The organism is Rhizobium sp. P1_E1, assembly GCF_056406015.1.
On the sequence record NZ_JBFUAY010000013.1, the window covers coordinates 72,913 to 90,676 of the forward strand.

Here is a 17,764-nt window from a genome sequence, read left to right on the forward strand (position 1 = left end):
CGAAGTCAAACGTGTCGGGAGAGGATGGAGATCGCGATCCAGGGATGACCGCCTCATTCGCCCCGCCCCTTTGTCCTGTTGCATCAGCTATTGTGCGGCAAAGACGAGCTCGGCGCTCGTAACATCGGGTATGCTCTGTAGTACACGCACCGTAAAGCAGATACGGATAACGCCTCAGGGTTGTGGGATCAAAGACCTGACCCGACGGCCGAAACGGTGGTTGCGGTTCGACTGCTTATGGCCAGTCCCGCCTTTCGGATTGCGGCGCTAAACCGCTCCTGATCCACGGGGCGGACGTTTCGGGACTGAAGTTCCGCCGCTAAGTTGGGCAGGAAGTCCGGGCGCATTTCAACGAACTTTGCGCCTTCGCGCCGTGCCTCAGCCTCAAATCCATTCTCGGCATAGATAACCGCGGCAACGAGGTGGAATAGCGGGAATTTCTGCAAATCGGCCTGTCTGATTTCCGCGACCGCCGTCTTGCCGTCGTTCAGCATGAACGCAGCAAGCGCTCGTGTCCCGTGATAGTAACCGCCGCCACCCGGATTGAGAACGATGGCCCGCTCAAGAAGTGCTGCCCCGCGAGCCCAATCCCCGCCCATCGCCACGCGTGTCCCGAACTCTCCAAGCAGTTCCGTGTCGTTCGGGTTGGTTGCGAGCGCCAGTTCGCCAACGCGTAAAGCCTCATCCAGCTGCTGATTGAAGAACAGTGCCATCATCAATGCCTGATGCGCGCGCGTGCTGCCGGGATCAAGCTGGATTGCGCGCCGCGCCGCGACGAGGCTACGCTCGATTGGAATGGACGATCCCCGCCGCGCATTGAAGTCGAACCGATCTTCGTCGAGGTAGACGATCGACAGCATCGCCCATGCGGTCGCGAACGACGGATAGCGAGCGACCGCACTTTCAAGGCAATCCCTGACCTGCCGATGCCGTTCCGGACTCAACTCGGTTCGATAGGTGTAGAAGCTTAAAGTGCAGGCATAGGCGCCGAGATCGTCGGGAGGTTGATTGGCGACATCTTCCTGCGCGATAACTCCATAGGGTTGAGCAATGGCCGTCGCCACCCTGTTTGCGACGTCTGCCTGGATCGCGAACAGATCGCCCGAACCCATGTTCTCGTCATAGATCTGCGACCACAGGATTTCGCCGTTGTCCGTATCAAGCAGCCGCGCGGTAACCCGCATCTTGTCCCCCGAAATACGTACTCCTCCCATCAACAGATAGCCGGCACCGAGTGCGTTCCGGACGCGAGAAGCATCGACTTCGGGCGACAACGATCTGGACGTCTCACGGCCGAAGACCTTGATCTCCTTGAAGCGTGGCAAGGCTGTGAGAAGCTCCTCGGTCAGGCCGGCCGAAAAAATCTCCGCCTTAGGATCCTCACCAAGATTCGCAAACGGGGCAACGACCAGACTTGCCGTATGCATTTCCGGCATCGCCGTCGGATTGCGGGCAAAAGACGGTGATCCGCTTTGCATCTGATACAGGAAGGTCGATATCAGAGCTGGAATCAACAGACTGGCGACAAGCCACCTTCCATACCCTTGAAACCTGCCAATACCGACTGGTCCATCTGCGGGCGCAGATGCGCCAACGGAAGACTTGGTGTCTCCAGGGCTGCTCCAGACGAACGTTGGAACATACCCCCCTTTCGGAATGTCCATTCGAACAGGATCATCCTGTCCGGCTACAAGATAGTAGCGCTCCAAGCTTTGCCGCAGCCGTCCCGCCCCGATCCGCACGACCGGGTCGTCCTGCGAGAAGCCTTGGGAGCGCTTGAACACCTCCACCGCAACGGAATAGCCCTTGATGCGCTTGGCGTTGCCTGCGAGCGTCTCTTCTGTGATGTACCGCAGGAAATCGGCGCTACGGCCCGTGTGGGGAAACTCCGGATTCGCGATGATGCGCTCAAGCTGCCTGCGAATATCATCAGGTCCGGGAGGCGGTCGCGTGGAAGGTCGTGCAGCATCGGCTGCCATCGCATTCTGCATGACATGCTCCTCACCGCTCCTGAGGGCGCAACTACCAGAAATTTTATTAGTGTAATCTACTGCACAAAGTCATCCGCGTCCACGGAGATGTCGTGGACGCGCCTTGGCGTTGCCTGCACGGCAGTTGCGGGCTTACCGTGTGTTACCGTCACATACGTTGCTTTTTTCAGTGCCCCGGCCAGGATGCAATCGGCGGTCGACATCCCACCCGAAGTGAGCGTGCCCGCCGTGGAGTGGCGACACGCTCCGTTGTGACTAATTGGTTTGCTGGAGCAACCGCTCATCAAGCGCGAGGTATAACGGTGACACGGCAAAATCGGGATGGCGTCATCAATAGTCGCGGACTTGCCGCATGAGCGCATCGACGATCGCCGCAATTGTCTTCAGTTGCCTCGCACTTGCTTCGGCGGTCGGAATGATCGTGCGGCATCGGCTGCCGCGTCAGGGTGAAGGCCCTGCCGCGTAGTTACTGCCGTTGTTACGGTAACATACGTTGATTGTGGATCGCGTTGAGCGATCATCGCGGACGTCCGCCCCCGTCGCGATGGGCGCGAAGCCGTCGTGCCCACCTGTTGGCAGCCACCATACCGGTCCGCGCCGCGACGTTATCCAGGAGGAGAAATTCCATGTGCCGTCGGAATGCGTTGCACTTTTCTCGCGGCGCGCTCGCCGCGCTGGGTTTCACCGCTTTGACCGGGTTGGGCTGTCCTACGGCATTCGCGCAGGCGGTCACGGGAGCGCCCGGAGCGACGATCACCCTCGACGGCAAGCAGCTTCCGCCTCCCGCACCGAATTTCGGCGGCGTCATCAAGGAGAAAGCCTCGGAGTCACAGCCTTGGTGGGCGCCGCGCGTCGTGCCGCCAAAGGGTGCGCCGAACGTATTGCTGATCATGACGGACGACCAGGGATTCGGTGCACCCAGCACCTTTGGCGGCGTCATTCCCACCCCTGCAATGGACCGCATTGCAAACCAGGGGTTGCGCTTCACCAATTTCCATTCAACGTCACTTTGTTCGCCGACACGGGCTGCATTGATTACGGGGCGAAACCACCATTCGGTCGGCGCCGGGGTCGTCGGCGAAATTGCGACGGGCTATCCGGGTTATGATTCCATCCTCCCGATCGAGAAAGGCACCATCGGCACGATCCTCAGGGAGAATGGCTACGCGACATCGTGGTTCGGCAAGAACCACAACACGCCTTCCTATCAATCGAGCCAGGCAGGGCCGTTCAATCAATGGCCAACGGGTATGGGCTTTGAATATTTCTACGGTTTTGTCGGCGGTGACGCCAGCCAATGGCAGCCCAACCTCTACCGCAATACGACTGCGATCTATCCCTTCGAAGGAAATCCGACCTGGAACCTGGAAACGGCGATGGCCGACGAGGCCATCCACTACATGAAGCAATTGAAGGAGATTGCCCCCGAGAAACCTTGGCTTGTCTATTACGTCCCGGGCGCCACCCATGCACCGCATCACCCCACACCGGAATGGGTCAAGAAGATCAGCGACATGCACCTCTTCGACGAAGGATGGAACAAGCTGCGCGAGACGATCTTCGCCAACCAGAAGCGGCTCGGCATCATGCCCGAGAACGCGCAACTGACGCCGTGGCCGAAGGAGCTGCCGGAATGGGATAGCTTAGGCCTGGAAGAGAAGAAACTCTTTATCAAGCAGGCAGATATCTATGGCGCTTATCTCGCCTATGCCGACAATGAAATCGGTCGGGTCATTCAGGCCGTCGACGATCTCGGCGAACTCGACAATACGCTGATCATCTATATCGGCGGCGACAATGGCGCGAGCGCTGAAGGCATGCTGAACGGCACGCCGAACGAGTTCACCACCTTCAACGGAATCCCCGTACCGGTGAAGGATCAATTGCTCTGGTATCCGTTCTGGGGATCGGAACGAACCTTCCCGCATTTCGCCGCGGCCTGGGCATGGGCGATGGACACGCCTTTCAAGTGGGTGAAGCAGGTGCCGTCGCACTTTGGCGGAACGTCTCAAGGTGTGGCGATGTCCTGGCCTGGCCATATCGATGACGTCGGCGGCATCCGTCGCCAGTTCCACCACGTCATCGACATCGTGCCCACGATCCTCGAAGCGACCGGCATCCCGACGCCTCAGACAATCAACGGCATCGAGCAACGCCCCATTGAAGGGGTGAGCATGATGTACACATGGGATAAGGCAAATGTCGACGCTGCCACCCGGCACACGACGCAATATTTCGAGATGCTCGGCAACCGCGCCATCTACGACAATGGCTGGGTGGCTGCGACGACGCCGGCGACCCGTCCATGGGAGTTGAGCACCGCGACGCCTCCCGACGTCATCAGCGGCTACAACTGGGAACTCTACAACGTCAACGATGATCCGACCCAGTTCAACGACCTTGCCGCCAAGATGCCGGACAAGCTCAAGCAGATGCAGGATCTCTTCTATTCCGAGGCGAAGAAGTACAACGTCCTGCCATTGGACAATTCGACGCTTTCCCGCTGGAACACGCCGCGCCCGAACCTGACTGCCGGACGAACCGAGTTTGCCTACTCGGGAGAACTCAGCGGCGTGCCGCCCAGTGCAGCGCCGAGTGTCTTGAACAAGTCCTATACGATCACGGCCGAGGTCGAGATACCCGAAGGCGGCGCGGAGGGCATGATCGTCACCGAGGGCGGCCGGTTCGGCGGCTACGGCTTGTTCCTCAGCAAGGGCGACTTCGGCGTCGGGCGAGGCAGGGTCGTGTTTCTCTACAACCTTCTCGACCTGAAGCGCACCATGTGGGAAGGGCCTGAACTGGAACCCGGCAAACACGAGATCGTCTTCGCGTTCAAGTCCGATGGTCCAGGCCTGGGACAAGGCGGCACAGGCGTGCTGTCGGTGGACGGCAAGGACGTGGCGACGAACTCGGTCGAACACACGATCCCGGTCACCTTTCCGGAGGATGAAAGCTTCGATGTCGGGCAGGATACGCGCACCGGGGTCGCCTTGGTCGAGTATCGGTACGACGCTCCGTTCAAGTTCACCGGCAAGATCAACGAGCTGACTTTCAAACTCGACCAGTAGAAGCGAACGAGGGTCTCCGACGCAAGCGCCGAGATGTTCAAGGAGCCGACATGCCTGAAACCATGCGAGCGAATTCCAAGCTCCTGCTTTCGGTGACGGGCGTGGTTGAAGCAGCCACGGGCCTGGCGTTGCTGCTGGTACCGGCTCTTCTGATTGAAGTGCTGCTCGGGGCAGCGCCAGATACCCCTGTCGACATGACCGTCGCCCGTGTCGCTGGTGCGGCAGTGCTCGCCTTGGCCGTCGCCTGCTGGCTTGGGCGGCACGACGCGGGAGGCAAGGCCGCCAGAGGACTGGTATCGGCAATGCTTCTCTATAATGTTGCCGTCACCGCAATCCTGGCATTTTCCTGGCTCCGTCACGGCATTTCCGGCATCGCGTTTTGGCCAGTTGTCGTGGGGCACGTCGGGCTGGCCGTCTGGTGCGTGGCGTGCGGATTGGCGTCACCGCGCATCGCAGACCGTTAGCTGGCTGTCATCGATATCCTCATGTTCACCTGCCGCAATCTGCTGGCAACCTTTACCGTGTCGTTGCAAAGCAGCCTTTTTCCCGCAACGCAATTGGCCAGATTGCACCCGCTGCGGTCATTGCGATATCCGAGAAGTCGCTCGTCTGCATCGTCATTTGTCATACTCAGAGATGATGTGAGGCGGTAGCGAGACGATGACTGCTTTCGTGTTTCTCATGCCGTGGAGAGAGACTTCGGTCATGGAGGAACGTCTTCGATTTGTCGCCCGGCTGCTCGAGGGCAAGGGTATGAGCGATGGGTACCGAGGCATATTCGCGGCGGTGGCGCTTGAAATGCTGCGCAATGGGTTTGGTCGAATCAGCTACGGTCATGCCCCCATTACCATCTCGATCAGTACGAATTGGTAAGGCGACGCTGCCCAAAATTGCGAAAATCACAAAAAATGTCGATTCCGCCTTAGGCGAGAGGAATCCAGTCACGCCCCCCTGGATTTTTCTAATGTTTTCAATGGATGCGTTTCGCTATAGTTGCAGAAAGAATAATTCTCGGCATGCGGGACCTTTATACTGCCGTAATTTGGGCGACTCGAATTTCCGCAAATATTTCAAAATGTAACTTCGGAGTGATCGGGATAATGTGGCAGCAATATGGCTATGTTTCTCAAGCACTTACTGTCGCGTTGCTGTTGCGCCTTCCAGAATGTCGCCCTATAACCCGCCGCCGTAACGCCTGATTAACTAAAAATAGTAACCGGCAAAGACAACGCTAAGGTTGAGGAACAAGACCATGACGACATACTATGTAGCGACGACTGGCAGCGACAGCGGTAACGGCAGTACCACTTCTCCCTTCCGCACGATCAGCGAGGCGATGTCGGCGAACCTTAGGCCCGGCGACGAGGTCGTGGTGAAAGCAGGGACCTACAACGAGAGCATCAACATCGACAAGGACGGCTCGGCGGCAGGCGACATCACGCTGCGCTCGGAAGTGCCTGGCGCAGCACTGATCCGGCCGCCCGCAGGCTCGTATACCGGGATCAGTGTCAACGCCAACTACGTGACAATCGACGGCTTCGACATCAAGGGCGGCAACGGTGACGGCATCGAAGCGAACAACGTCCATCACGTCTCAATTCTCAACAACAAGGTCCACGACAGCGGGGAGTCGGGCATTCAGTTCAACTATTCTGACTTCGTCAAGATCGTAGGGAACGAGACCTACAATAACGCGTCGTCAGGCTGGTTCTCGGGCATCTCGATCTACGAGAACCGGAACATCACCGGCGATACCTCGACGACCGGCTACCGGAATATCGTACAAAACAACATCTCGCACGACAACGTCACGAAGACGGGTGCGCACACCGATGGCAACGGCATCATCATTGACGATTTTCAGAGCACACAGACGGATGGTCATCCAAACTATACGTTCAAGACCCTTGTCGACAACAACCTGGTCTACGAGAACGGCGGCAAAGGCATCCAAGTTGCCTGGAGCGACTCCGTCACGGTGCAGAACAACACAGCATACCACAACAATCAGGACCCGCTGAACGACGGCACCTGGCGCGGCGAACTCAGCAACGCGCAGTCGAGCAACAACACCTGGATCAACAACATCGCCGTAGCCGACCCGTCGGTGAACAAGAACAACACTGCGGTCGATAACACGTCGTACGGCGGCTATACCAACGCCAACGTCGTCTGGGCCAACAACGACACCTACAACGGCACGGCCGGCCAGGCCTCGGTCAGGACCGACGGCGGCAACGCTATGCCGAGCACGGCGAACGGCAACAAGCTCGGCGTCGACCCGCATTTCGCGGGAGCAGCGAGCGACAACTTCCACCTCGGCTCCGGCTCGGCAGCGATCGACGGCGGAACCGCCAAGTACGGCGTCGGCTCGGTCGATCTGGACGGCCACGCTCGCGTCGTTGGAACTGTCGATATGGGTGCCTACGAATCGGGCTCCAGTGCGACACCGGGAACGCCAACCACGCCGACGCAACCGACAACGCCAACCACGCCGACGAATCCGACAACGCCAACCACCCCGACGGAACCGACAACGCCGACCACGCCGACGCAACCGACAACGCCAACGGCGCCGACAAAGGAATTCATCGGCACCAACGGTGACGACATCCTGCCACACACCGGCCAGTCCAACGGCGGCAACGAAACCTTCAAGGGTCTCGGCGGTAGTGACGTGTTGAAGGGCGGCGCCGGCGCGGACGTGCTCGACGGCGGTACTGGCAATGACACGGCCAGCTATGCGGGCTCCGACGCGGTCAACGTCGACCTGGCGACTAAGGCCGCATCGGGCGGCCAGGCGACCGGTGACAAGATCGCCGGCATCGAAAACTTGACCGGCTCAAGCTACAACGACGTGCTGATCGGCGGCAACGGCGGCGGCAACGTTCTCACTGGCGGGGCTGGCGCGGACAAGCTGGACGGCGGCGCCGGCAATGATGTCCTCATTGGTGGTGCCGGAAAGGACATTATGACCGGTGGCATCGGTGAGGATACGTTTATCTTGAAGGCACCGACGGAAACCGGGTCCGGCTTGAACCGCGACGGCATCACCGACTTCCAGCACGGCGTGGATAAGATCGACATCTCGGCGATCGATGCGAATGGCTCTGCGGCGGGCAATGGTACCTTCCATTTCCAGGCACAGGAGAATGCCTTGTTCGATCACAAGGCTGGCGCGCTCGCTTGGCACTATGACGACCACGCCGGAACCGCGAGCGATGTTACCGTTATCCAGGCCGACATGAACGGCGACGGCATTCATGACTTCGAGGTTCAGCTGAAGGGCCTCGTCCACCTGGGGGCAGGCGATTTTCTCCTCTAACGATAGTGTTGTGGCGGTCGTCCGATCGCCACAACACGCTGGCCGCAAAAGTCGGCTACTTCGGCGTGCGGATGAGGGAGCCCCATCCGCGCGCTGCGATTTTTCGACAGGCGTCAGCCGGCCCTTCGGGCCGGCTTTGCGTAAACCGACAGCTCGTCAGAACGCCTCACCTCCGGCCATCAGGCGTATCGACGATCGTAGAGCGCATAGAATCAACTCCGACGAATTTCAGGCTGACAGGTCGCCAAGGACCTTTAGAATATGCTCTCGGATCGCGATGGCCGTTTTTCCCGGTGATGCGGAAGTGACGTCGAGCACCAATGTATTTGGGTGGAGTGGATCGCCCCCCCCCCCGCCCTCCGACTGCGATCCCTCGAGGCTGCCACATCCGTGGATTTCAACCTTTGGCGTCGCTCGGGGTTCGAAACCCGGCGAGCCAGCTCCTCTTCATCACAGCAATCGCACCTGCAGCAAGCGGCGTCGCAGCCTTCGGCAGCACCGGCGATCTGTTGAAAGGTACGAAGGCTCCGCTCATCACCCTCCAAGCCGGCATGCGTGAAAATGAAATTGGCGGACGGCGCGTAAGCGGTGATTGCATCAAGGACCGTTTGTCGAACTCGACCTGTAAACTCCCATATTCCCTTTGGAAGCGGGGCCGTTCCATCCTCACCCAGCAGACGCAGAATCGAGTTGTTGACCCAGTGGTTGTCGACAATTTTTGCCGAAACCATGGCGCTCAACTCTTTCGCGATGGTCAACTTCCCAACGCCCGGGAAGCCTATGAGCACGATGCGGACACCCATCTTTCGCGACACCTACATAGTTTTCGTTGATAATCATGTCGCCCGAAGACATGGCCGTAAATGCATGTTCCAATCGGATAGACGGTCCACGGCCCAGCAGCTTCGTTTTACGGAAGCCGCTCTACCTGTTTGGCGAAAGGCATGCTGCATGGATGGACACTTGAAAAATGGCGACCCCTGCAGGAATCGAACCTGCGACAACCTGCTTAGAAGGCAGGTGATTTCCATTAACTCGGCCTATCAACAGCTATCAACAGATATATGCGGACAGCCTGAATCCCAAGGCTTGCAGGGCTCGTGGTGAATCGTGATAATATCAATGGCAATCACGACGTATCACCCTTTCGCCGTTACCCCGGCGTTACCCCGGAAAGACCTATGGCAAAAGCCCTGACCGTTCGCGCAATCGAAGCATTCAAAGCGACGGACATTCGACAGGAAATTCCTGACGGCGGCTTGCCTGGCCTCTATCTGATCATTCAGCCTTCCGGCGTCGTGAGCTGGGCCATCCGGTATAGGTTTGAGGGAAAGCCGAAAAAATTCACAATTGGCCCCCTGCCCCTTCATCCGTTGGCTAAGGCCCGCGAAGAGGCATCAAAGCTTTTGCGCGACGTTTCGGAGGGTAAGGACCCCGCGGCAGCCAAAGCGACCAAAAAGGCCCTTAAGCTCGACATCGTGAACGATGCGCTCGACGAGTTCATCAAGCGATATGTCGAGAAGAAAAACCGACCTTCGACTATCACAGAGAGGAAGCGGCTTTTCGATAAGGACGTCCGGCCGAAATTCGGCAGGCGGACAATGAAGAGCATAAAGAGACAAGAGATTGTCGCTCACCTGGACGAAGTTGCAGAGCGAGCACCTATCGTCGCCAACCGGCTGCTTTCGCTGCTGCGGAAGTTTTTCAATTGGGCTGTCCAGCGAGATATCATTGACACCTCGCCGATGGAAAAGAAGATCGACAAGCCAAGCGAGGAGACAACTCGCGATCGAATCCTGACAGACGACGAGATCAAACTTCTATGGCGGGCGTCGGGGAAGCTCGGCTATCCTTTCGGACCAATGGTCCGGCTTCTGCTTTTGACCGCGCAACGTCGTAGCGAGGTCTCTGGCGCTCGTTGGTGGGAAATGGAGCTGTCAGGAAACGACCAGCAATGGATTATTCCGCCTGAACGAGCGAAGAACCGCAAGGAACACTTCGTTGCTCTTGCGGCCGAAACCTTGCGCGAAATCGAGGCGCTCCCAAAGATCCGGCCGGCGGAAGATGAAGAGCCAATTTTTCTTTTCACGACTACTGGCGTAACGAAAGTCTCGGGATACGGTCGGGCAAAAAAGAAAATAGACGCGGAAATGTTGAAGATTGCCAGCGAGGAAGCCGAAGCGCTCGGCCAGTCCGCGGCCAAGGTCGAGCTTGAGCCTTGGACATTCCATGACTTGAGACGCACAGCAGCAAGTGGGATGGCTCGGCTGGGGGTCCCGGTGCATGTCGTTGAGGCGGTGATCAACCACCGATCTGGGTCAATCAAGGGGGTTGCAGCGATTTACAATCGCTACGACTACGCCGAGGAAAAGCGTGAGGCACTGATCGCCTGGGCTGGCCATGTCAAGCAACTAACCGCGGTCGCGGCCGACATGCCCAACTCTCATCCTCAGGCATCAGGAGAAAAGCACAGAGATCAGCCCGGAAACGTGTGCCAATAGCAAACGCCGCTCCCCATCTAGTCATTCCACGCCGCCTTCACCTCACCATCAAGTGCGGCGATAGCGCGTCCGAGGGCTCGATAGTTTATTTTCTTCCCAATCCATCCGGCACGTGCAAAGTACGTTCCGGTTCTGGCCGCTTTGTCTAGATCCGGCATCGTCCACCGAATTTCCCGGCAGCGTTTTCTCACCTCATCTAGCGTCGGGAAGCCTGTCGGGCTGTACGCCTTAGAGCATTCCCTTCGAGCCCCATGATAGCGGGCGACCTGCGTGATATTTTGCCAAGTCGAGTGCGAAAATATTCCGCAAATCTCCTCCCGTGACGCTCTTGGGTACAGCCTGCGGAGCTTTGAAATCTCCGCGGCGGTCCAATTATGCTGCCGTTTCTGGCAAAACCCGAGCTTTCTGCTTTGGAAGCGGATCGCGGTACGAGTTCGATGGGGAAGCCTTTTTCCGATTTCGTCGAAGCTGGGACCGCATTTTTTGATGATTGCATTCTCTTCATCCGTCCAGAGTTTATCGCCTCGCATGGTAACGCCCTCCCGTTTTATCCGCCGGCGGGCACGTTCCGCGCTGGCGGCACCTCGTGCGAAGTAGGCTAGTTGCGACATGGCGCACCTCCAGCCGCGAGCATCAGAGCGCTTGTCTGGAAAGGCTAATCACAATGAGTCTTTTCCTCCATATCCACAGCCCTTGTTCCAACGTTCTTCGCAACAGCGGAGCCACTCCGAATGCACTCCAAAGCTGCGTTAACGATAGACTAATATGCAATTTGACGTGGAGCGGAATTCTGCAATGCTAACAGCGGGCAATTGAGGGGTCATCCGTGAAAATGAGCCTGTTTAAATGGCGGAGACTGATGGCGTTGGCAATCAGCTTAGGTTCGGCAGGGGCAGTCCCTGCACACGCGGAAACTCTGTTGTGCGTTGAAGATGTTGCCGGAGGTCTCAAATTCGTTGACGGACAATGGCAAGGCGTGAAGTTCAAAACAGGCGCGACGCAATACGCCATTACAGCCTCAGCCAGCGACCCCTTAACTTATCAGGTGAAGCAGATCGGGAAGGACTACGCTCAATTCACCTGCACCCGCTTAAAGTTTGATGGTGGCGTGCTTAGCGAACAGATTTCTTGCGGGGGACTGGGCTATGGCATGATAATTAATTTTGCCAAGCTGCGATATGTTGAAGTGTATAGCTTAGGCTACATAGATGACGACCGTTCTGGGCAGAACACCCCTTCAATCACTGGCGGAAAATGCTCTACCATCAGCCCTTGACGCTAGCCTAGACCATTGTTTCAGACCTAATTCATATGAAGCGAATCCACTGATGGCCTCGCCCGACACCGCCACCCTCCTGGAAGACGCCGCCGACCGGATCGCAGATGTCTCGCGAGCTGATCTCCAGATAATGCTTCGTCGAGCCGCGTTGATGTTGCGGAATTCCGGGTCGATCGCCTTCGAAGATGACATGGAAGAAGCTCTGCGCGATCTATCTGGCGAGTTCGGCAAGACGCGCAATGACACGATCAGGTTTATCGTCCGGGAGTGGATGGAGAAGAACACCTATCTGCCGGTGCACGCGCTTGACGAAGATGGAGAAACTGATGGAAATGCGTGACCCAGATAGTCAACTTGTTGCTCGACTCATTTTTGAAGGAAGAGCGTATTGAGTGAGAAAATCGCATATTTTGGATTTACGGGCCCTATAGAGTCAGGCTCCGTTACACGGATAAGCGCTGCGCTAAATTACGCGGTAAACAATAATTTTGATGCGATCTACTTGGCCTTTAGCTCACTGGGAGGTTTCATCGCCGATGGGGTTTATTTGTATAATCACATCAGAGCGCTTCCGATACCGGTAACCATTCACGCTACGGGGAATGTGGCGTCAGTGGCAGTCGCCATCTATGCTGGCGCAGCGCGACGTCTTTGTTCGAGACACGTGCTTTTCATGATCCACCCGGCTTCAGTTCCGGGCAGCACTGATGGAATGACTTGGGAAAGATTGCAGCAGCTAATGAACTCTGCCTTGGCGGAGGAGAATCGCACGGAAGGCATCCTGCGCGATCGGTGCTCCATCCCCGATGAACTTCTTGCCACCCGGCGGTTCAGCGAAGTTCACTTCTCGGCGGAGGATGCGGTCAAATTCGGTGTCGCTCACGCCGTCGAGGAGTTCACGCTCCCGAACGGGTGTGAAATGAACCAGATTTAATCGCTTCCTATCCATTGGACACTCCTTGACCTGAATACTCGCACACGCCCTCGAACAGTGTCCAGAAGAACCATAACACATCGTTTATTTTTCTTCCTTCCGTCTGGCGTGGCCGGCAAAAGATGCTCTCCGCATCAGTTCGACCCTCTCCTGTTGCCCTTCATCTGACGTTCAGGTTGGATAGCCGAAGCTAGTCCAGCAGCCTCGGCCACAGATCTATGGACTACCTAGATGTTTCCAGCTCTGACCTCCCTTTCCGACCATGATATCGAAGTTGTGGTCGATGCCGTGACCGAATGGTGCTCTCAGCATCATTGCGACATCCACAGCAGTCGCGGGCAACTTGCACTCACGACGGCTGTCGATGCGCTCCAGATCTCACCGGGAAAGGATGCGTTGCTGCACCATGTTTCCGAGAAATTGAATGAACAATAGTTGAGAGATTGGACGGCCGCTCAACGCACAGGAGATTCAATGCTTGGGGTTTAGCAAGTGATCGCTGAGCGGCCCCCCGAATGATACAAACTATTACTCGAAAGACTGAAGTCAATTTGTATTTTCGAGTGAAATCGGACAATGAACTCTTTAGTTGAAAACAAATCTGTGGGCTTAGAACTATAGAAAGTAATATTTATTGCAAATCCATGTAAGTTGTGCGAACTAAGTTATTGCAGCGCAACACGCGCTTGCCTAGAAAACACCCCCCTTCCTGATCCCCGCTGTCGCGGGGTTTTCTTTTTTAAGCCTAGCGTAAACTACAATGAGTCTCTCAACCGATCGGTAACCAGATTTAGCCTCAGATATGGCCGGGCAGGTTGAATGCAGGTATACATCTCTCTCGTTTAACTTGTGTCGACGGAGCCTGGCTAAAAGATGTTGATGAATTCGACCACTCCTATCACAGTTCATAGCTGGCTCCCCAGCACTGCGAACAAGGAGTTCATCTCTCTGCAGGCAGCTATTGAATACGCGGGGGAGCACATCGACGAGCTTCCGGCGATCGAGATCCTCATCCGCACAGGCGCCCATCGTTATGTCATCATTTGGGGTGATCAACTTGCGGCATTGATCACGCGGGTTTGCGTTCCTCATTGAGGCAAGGCATCGCGAGGACATTGAGCCTGAAATCGCCAACCGGCTCGGCTGGCCCCAAGATTTATATTCCCTCTGCATGATCCCTCCGTCGTGTCGGGCCCCGTGGAGGCAAGATTCTTGGTCCACTTCCCACGCCTACTTGCGCACTGCGTGGCCTGACCGCTTAATTTATCTTCAGCCAGTGCCTCAACCAACCACCTGCGCCCCTCCCTGGCATAGGCAACCGAAGAAGTGCAACGTTGGGAACTTTTCCGACGATCTGCGGTTAGGCCACGAGGATCGCACAGGCGCCCCATACTGGGGTGTCCGCTTCCCTTCCTTCCTGTGCGGTCCGTTCTTTCCGAATTGCCCCGTTTCGGCGGGGCTTCTTTTTGATCCGCGCGGCGAGCAATGACGGGAACTTAAACGGTTCCTTTTTTGTTATATCTGCAGGAAAGCACGGGTAGTTTGTTCCTCCTGTGCAATCCATAACCTGCCCCGTCTCGGCGGGGCTTTTTTTGAGTTCCCGGAAGCAAATGCAATATCGGTCAGTTGATCTTGAGCCAATGCCGCAGCGCTGCCACCGCGCCGTCGCTCATGTAGGCGACAATACCGCCTACTGTTAGGCCGGCGAAGGCGATGAGCCCCGATATGCCGTAGCCGAGGGTTTTCATTTTTTTCCACTCCTCAAGAGTGGGTGCGACCGCCTCGTGGTTCTTCTCGACGGTCTCCTTGAGGGTTTTGATCTCCTCGCGGATCTGTCCATCGACGCTGCTGCTGACCGTTATCGTCATGTCGAGGAGATGGATCTGTTTCGCCTGGTCATCCAAGCGCCTATGGATCACAGTCCGGCTTTCGTGAGCATTATCCTTCTCGTCGCTCACCTCCTCGCGAAGGTGAGAAACGCTGTCCTCGATTCCGGTCAATCTGCCTTCGACCCGACCGAGCGCGCGAAGGATGTCGTCATTGGATGCCATTCTATCGACGCCTGCCTGTCTATGGATTGAACTTCAGCTTTTCGGATTGGGAAACCCCGTTGGAGATGCGGTCAATCATGACGGGCTGCGGGTGCACCATTGACGCCGGAGTGCTCTCGCCGATCGCCGCAGCCGGACGCACTACCGTTCCGATCGGCATCACAACCGCGCTTGTGCCCTGGTAAGTGATCACGTTTCCGACAATGCTGGCAATGATCTGGGTGCTTAGGCGCGCAACGCCGTCAGGTCCGGAATAGAGGTTTATCGTCTGCTCTGATCGAAGGAAGCTCGCGTCCGCCACGGTGATAGAGTTGTAGGTCGCAATACCATCTGTGCCGGCCTGGACCGTGAGCGTGGTGCTGGGAAGCTCCAGCATGCTCGGCCACGCGCCGCCTTTGGACGGCGACACCCAAGCTGCGTAAGTATCGATTGCCGCGTCGCAGCAGGCCGACGTCTGCGCCATGATATCGTCGTGCAGTCTCCACTTTCCGGACGCGTCGGTTCCGTCTGCCGGCCAGACATTGTTTGCCGAATAGGCCTGAAACTCAACCCGTAACCCCAGGTCGCCAAGGCGAATTGTTCCAGTCGCCGGCGACGTTCCGCCCGCGAAATCGTAAGTGAAGGTGTTCGGACCTGTGACGGTGATGACGACGTTGCCGTTGTAAGCGGTCGGCGTTGCCCCGGTGATGGTGACAGTTTGCCCGCTGACGAGCCCAGTGGTTCCGGCGGCTATCGTGCCAGTTGCCACCGTCCCTACCGACGTAAGGGTGATAGTCTTTTGAATATCCGTGCGGCCGAGCGGTGGGAATGCGACAATGCGAACGCCAGGGTATTCAGCGCGGGCGCGGGTCACCAGGGACCGGTAGTTCGTGTTGAACCACGTGCTGTACAACGTGGATATATCATTCTGCCCCATCTGGTTTGCGATCACGGTGAATGGCCATTTGCTTCCATTGAAAGCGTAGATTTCTCGGATGATATCCCGGCGCCTGGTCGCAATGGACGATCCGGTCCCGGTGTATTCGCGAACAGATCCCGCGCCGGGCATACCTACCAGGCAATGGGGGATTCGACCGATACCACCATCCTTGTCGAGCCAGCGGCGAAACCAGCCCAGATTGCCGCGCGTATCGGCCGCGGAGCTGAATTCCTGCCGGCTTTCACCCAAGCTGTCGACGAAGCCAAGCGCGATTGGACGACCATCCCAGTCGCCCTTGGCCACCATGAAGTCGAACCCGTAATATTGCGGCTGCGCCTGCGTGCCATAGCCGGTATCGAGCGCGACAGTGCTGTCGGCGTTCGGCGTATCCTTGAAAGCCAGCAACGTCGCGTGATCGATCGCGCCCCAGACGCGTTCGCCGCGATGCTTCTGGATGCGGAAGATGGGCCAGATCTTCTCTGCGACGGCGGTATGATAGAACACCCACAGTTCTATTTCGCCTTCGGCCACGACGTCCGGAGTGGTCAGTTCATCCGTCCAGGCGCCGTTTGTCTGGTCAGCGATGGTCACCGTATTCGAGGCCGCGACCTGCAACTGGTAGAAGACGCCTGCGACCCGGGCGAACATCGCATCGACAATAACAGAATTGCCAGGCGCGCCGATCGTGCCGGTAACGATGGTTTCCTGCGGAGAGTTTCCGCCTTCGGTGGATGCGAAGCCGGACAGGTGAAACCTGAACGTCCGCGTTTTATAAGAGGGCGTGTTGATGACCATCTTAGTGCAGACATATTCGGTGCCGGCCGCGGCAGTGACGATGTTGCCTGAGGGCATGCGGTTGCGCGTGGCAAAGAACATGAAGCGGTCGGGATCTCCGCCGCTTCCGCCCCCGGCATTCAGCATCGGGTTCGTCAAGGCGAGCGAAATGGCATTCATCATCGGCGTCTACTCCCAGCAGCCTTGAGAGGTGCCGAACTTATTGTGGCTGGCAATCTGGTTGGCGAACGGTCGATCCGTTTTCAGGATCGTTACCGACGTCTGCAGGCTCGGCGTCAGGCGAGAGAATCCGTCGCACACATTTTGCTTTGTCGTCGTCTGACAGCCCGAGATCAGCGCACAAAGCGGCAGCATCAGAAGTGGAAACTTCGTCATCGATGGTGTTCCTTTCCCGCAGCACCTGGACGGATTTGGAGAGAGCGGCCGTTGCGGCCATCTGCTTGCCTTCGGACTGCCCAAGCCAACGGGCCGGGTAAAAGGCGAGGACGGCGCCGAGGGCGATGGCGACCGGCAGCTTTATGACGTCGGGGATGATGGAGAGCATCACAGGCCCTCCAAGCAGAACTGGCGTTCTTTCTGCCGGCGCCTGGTGAGGCCGGGAAAGACGATCCCCGCGGCACGGTTCCACTTCAGGAGAGCTTCGCAGCCTTCAGCGGGCTTGCCCTGGTTGATCAGCTTTACGGCGCTGGATCCGCAGGCCGCTTTGACGCCGACGTTGTAGCTGAACGACGTCAGCGCGACGAAGCGTGCATCCGGCAGCGGAACCTTGACGCAGCGCTCTATCCCGGCCGCATAGGTTTGCAGTTCAAGCGACAGAAGCGCCTTGCACTGCTCGACGGTTTTGCGGTCCCCCGGCTTCACCCCGTTCGTGCTGCCGTAGCAGATCGTCCAGGGTTGACCT

16 protein-coding genes, 1 tRNA gene and 1 pseudogene are annotated in these 17,764 nt (G+C 57.5%); 11 read left to right on the forward strand and 7 right to left on the reverse strand.

Annotated features, from left to right (window positions below):
* Positions 1–188: 188 nt before the first annotated feature.
* Positions 189–1,991: an adenylate cyclase gene (locus tag AC1D1Z_RS08000; RefSeq protein WP_018241860.1), complete on the reverse strand. Its 1,803-nt coding sequence runs from the start codon at positions 1,989–1,991 to the stop codon at positions 189–191.
* A gap of 626 nt (positions 1,992–2,617) precedes the next feature.
* Here AC1D1Z_RS08000 and AC1D1Z_RS08005 point away from each other — a divergent pair.
* The 4 genes from AC1D1Z_RS08005 (at position 2,618) to AC1D1Z_RS08020 (ending at position 8,384) form a co-directional block, all read left to right on the forward strand.
* Positions 2,618–5,059, forward strand: a complete 2,442-nt coding sequence (locus tag AC1D1Z_RS08005) for an arylsulfatase (protein WP_182566480.1) — start codon at positions 2,618–2,620, stop codon at positions 5,057–5,059.
* A 50-nt stretch (positions 5,060–5,109) separates the two neighbouring features.
* On the forward strand, positions 5,110–5,523 hold the full coding sequence (locus AC1D1Z_RS08010) for a hypothetical protein (protein WP_131647118.1): 414 nt from the start codon (positions 5,110–5,112) through the stop codon (positions 5,521–5,523).
* 241 nt (positions 5,524–5,764) lie between these two features.
* Positions 5,765–5,932 carry a hypothetical protein gene (locus tag AC1D1Z_RS08015; RefSeq protein ID WP_245268226.1) on the forward strand — a complete coding sequence of 56 codons (168 nt, stop codon included), beginning with the start codon at positions 5,765–5,767 and terminating at the stop codon, positions 5,930–5,932.
* Positions 5,933–6,311: 379 nt separating this feature from the next.
* The gene (locus tag AC1D1Z_RS08020; protein ID WP_131647117.1) at positions 6,312–8,384 is read left to right on the forward strand and encodes a calcium-binding protein; all 2,073 of its coding nucleotides are present in this window, start codon (positions 6,312–6,314) and stop codon (positions 8,382–8,384) included.
* A 228-nt stretch (positions 8,385–8,612) separates the two neighbouring features.
* Here AC1D1Z_RS08020 and AC1D1Z_RS08025 read toward each other — a convergent pair.
* Both AC1D1Z_RS08025 and AC1D1Z_RS08030 read right to left on the reverse strand, forming a co-directional pair.
* Positions 8,613–9,187: pseudogene (locus AC1D1Z_RS08025) on the reverse strand (chloramphenicol phosphotransferase).
* 168 nt (positions 9,188–9,355) lie between these two features.
* A tRNA-Arg gene (locus AC1D1Z_RS08030) sits at positions 9,356–9,425 on the reverse strand.
* Between the two features lie 140 nt (positions 9,426–9,565).
* Here AC1D1Z_RS08030 and AC1D1Z_RS08035 point away from each other — a divergent pair.
* From AC1D1Z_RS08035 to AC1D1Z_RS08065, 7 genes are all read left to right on the forward strand, one after another.
* Positions 9,566–10,885, forward strand: a complete 1,320-nt coding sequence (locus tag AC1D1Z_RS08035; RefSeq protein ID WP_477850073.1) for a tyrosine-type recombinase/integrase — start codon at positions 9,566–9,568, stop codon at positions 10,883–10,885.
* Between the two features lie 374 nt (positions 10,886–11,259).
* Complete coding sequence (locus AC1D1Z_RS08040; protein ID WP_477850075.1) at positions 11,260–11,487, forward strand: hypothetical protein; 228 nt, start codon at positions 11,260–11,262, stop codon at positions 11,485–11,487.
* 224 nt (positions 11,488–11,711) lie between these two features.
* Positions 11,712–12,161, forward strand: a complete 450-nt coding sequence (locus AC1D1Z_RS08045; protein ID WP_477850077.1) for a hypothetical protein — start codon at positions 11,712–11,714, stop codon at positions 12,159–12,161.
* Positions 12,162–12,213: 52 nt separating this feature from the next.
* Entirely contained in the window at positions 12,214–12,504 is a 291-nt protein-coding gene (locus AC1D1Z_RS08050; RefSeq protein WP_477850079.1) for a CopG family transcriptional regulator, read from the forward strand.
* Between the two features lie 48 nt (positions 12,505–12,552).
* Positions 12,553–13,098 carry an ATP-dependent Clp protease proteolytic subunit gene (locus tag AC1D1Z_RS08055; protein WP_477850081.1) on the forward strand — a complete coding sequence of 182 codons (546 nt, stop codon included), beginning with the start codon at positions 12,553–12,555 and terminating at the stop codon, positions 13,096–13,098.
* 231 nt (positions 13,099–13,329) lie between these two features.
* Positions 13,330–13,533 (forward strand): hypothetical protein, encoded by a 204-nt coding sequence (locus tag AC1D1Z_RS08060; RefSeq protein ID WP_477850083.1) that lies wholly within the window; start codon positions 13,330–13,332, stop codon positions 13,531–13,533.
* Between the two features lie 444 nt (positions 13,534–13,977).
* Positions 13,978–14,193 (forward strand): hypothetical protein, encoded by a 216-nt coding sequence (locus AC1D1Z_RS08065; RefSeq protein WP_477850085.1) that lies wholly within the window; start codon positions 13,978–13,980, stop codon positions 14,191–14,193.
* A 527-nt stretch (positions 14,194–14,720) separates the two neighbouring features.
* Here AC1D1Z_RS08065 and AC1D1Z_RS08070 read toward each other — a convergent pair.
* The 4 genes from AC1D1Z_RS08070 to AC1D1Z_RS08085 form a co-directional block, all read right to left on the reverse strand.
* Positions 14,721–15,149, reverse strand: coding sequence for a DUF1515 domain-containing protein (locus AC1D1Z_RS08070; protein WP_477850087.1), 429 nt, complete (start codon positions 15,147–15,149; stop codon positions 14,721–14,723).
* 19 nt (positions 15,150–15,168) lie between these two features.
* The gene (locus AC1D1Z_RS08075; protein WP_477850089.1) at positions 15,169–17,025 is read right to left on the reverse strand and encodes a hypothetical protein; all 1,857 of its coding nucleotides are present in this window, start codon (positions 17,023–17,025) and stop codon (positions 15,169–15,171) included.
* Between the two features lie 37 nt (positions 17,026–17,062).
* The gene (locus AC1D1Z_RS08080; RefSeq protein WP_477850091.1) at positions 17,063–17,407 is read right to left on the reverse strand and encodes a hypothetical protein; all 345 of its coding nucleotides are present in this window, start codon (positions 17,405–17,407) and stop codon (positions 17,063–17,065) included.
* A partial coding sequence (locus tag AC1D1Z_RS08085; RefSeq protein WP_477850093.1) for a lysozyme occupies positions 17,407–17,764 on the reverse strand: 358 nt, incomplete at its 5' end. The genes AC1D1Z_RS08085 and AC1D1Z_RS08080, both read right to left, overlap by 1 nt.

What these genes read in the sequence shown, in the direction of transcription:
- AC1D1Z_RS08000 (WP_018241860.1), bottom strand. Translation starts at nt 1,991, where the DNA reads ATGCAGAATGCGATGGCAGCCGATGCTGCACGACCTTCCACGCGACCG.
- AC1D1Z_RS08005 (WP_182566480.1), top strand. Translation starts at nt 2,618, where the DNA reads ATGTGCCGTCGGAATGCGTTGCACTTTTCTCGCGGCGCGCTCGCCGCG.
- AC1D1Z_RS08010 (WP_131647118.1), top strand. Translation starts at nt 5,110, where the DNA reads ATGCCTGAAACCATGCGAGCGAATTCCAAGCTCCTGCTTTCGGTGACG.
- AC1D1Z_RS08015 (WP_245268226.1), top strand. Translation starts at nt 5,765, where the DNA reads ATGGAGGAACGTCTTCGATTTGTCGCCCGGCTGCTCGAGGGCAAGGGT.
- AC1D1Z_RS08020 (WP_131647117.1), top strand. Translation starts at nt 6,312, where the DNA reads ATGACGACATACTATGTAGCGACGACTGGCAGCGACAGCGGTAACGGC.
- AC1D1Z_RS08035 (WP_477850073.1), top strand. Translation starts at nt 9,566, where the DNA reads ATGGCAAAAGCCCTGACCGTTCGCGCAATCGAAGCATTCAAAGCGACG.
- AC1D1Z_RS08040 (WP_477850075.1), top strand. Translation starts at nt 11,260, where the DNA reads ATGCTGCCGTTTCTGGCAAAACCCGAGCTTTCTGCTTTGGAAGCGGAT.
- AC1D1Z_RS08050 (WP_477850079.1), top strand. Translation starts at nt 12,214, where the DNA reads ATGGCCTCGCCCGACACCGCCACCCTCCTGGAAGACGCCGCCGACCGG.
- AC1D1Z_RS08060 (WP_477850083.1), top strand. Translation starts at nt 13,330, where the DNA reads ATGTTTCCAGCTCTGACCTCCCTTTCCGACCATGATATCGAAGTTGTG.
- AC1D1Z_RS08065 (WP_477850085.1), top strand. Translation starts at nt 13,978, where the DNA reads ATGAATTCGACCACTCCTATCACAGTTCATAGCTGGCTCCCCAGCACT.
- AC1D1Z_RS08070 (WP_477850087.1), bottom strand. Translation starts at nt 15,149, where the DNA reads ATGGCATCCAATGACGACATCCTTCGCGCGCTCGGTCGGGTCGAAGGC.
- AC1D1Z_RS08075 (WP_477850089.1), bottom strand. Translation starts at nt 17,025, where the DNA reads ATGATGAATGCCATTTCGCTCGCCTTGACGAACCCGATGCTGAATGCC.
- AC1D1Z_RS08080 (WP_477850091.1), bottom strand. Translation starts at nt 17,407, where the DNA reads ATGCTCTCCATCATCCCCGACGTCATAAAGCTGCCGGTCGCCATCGCC.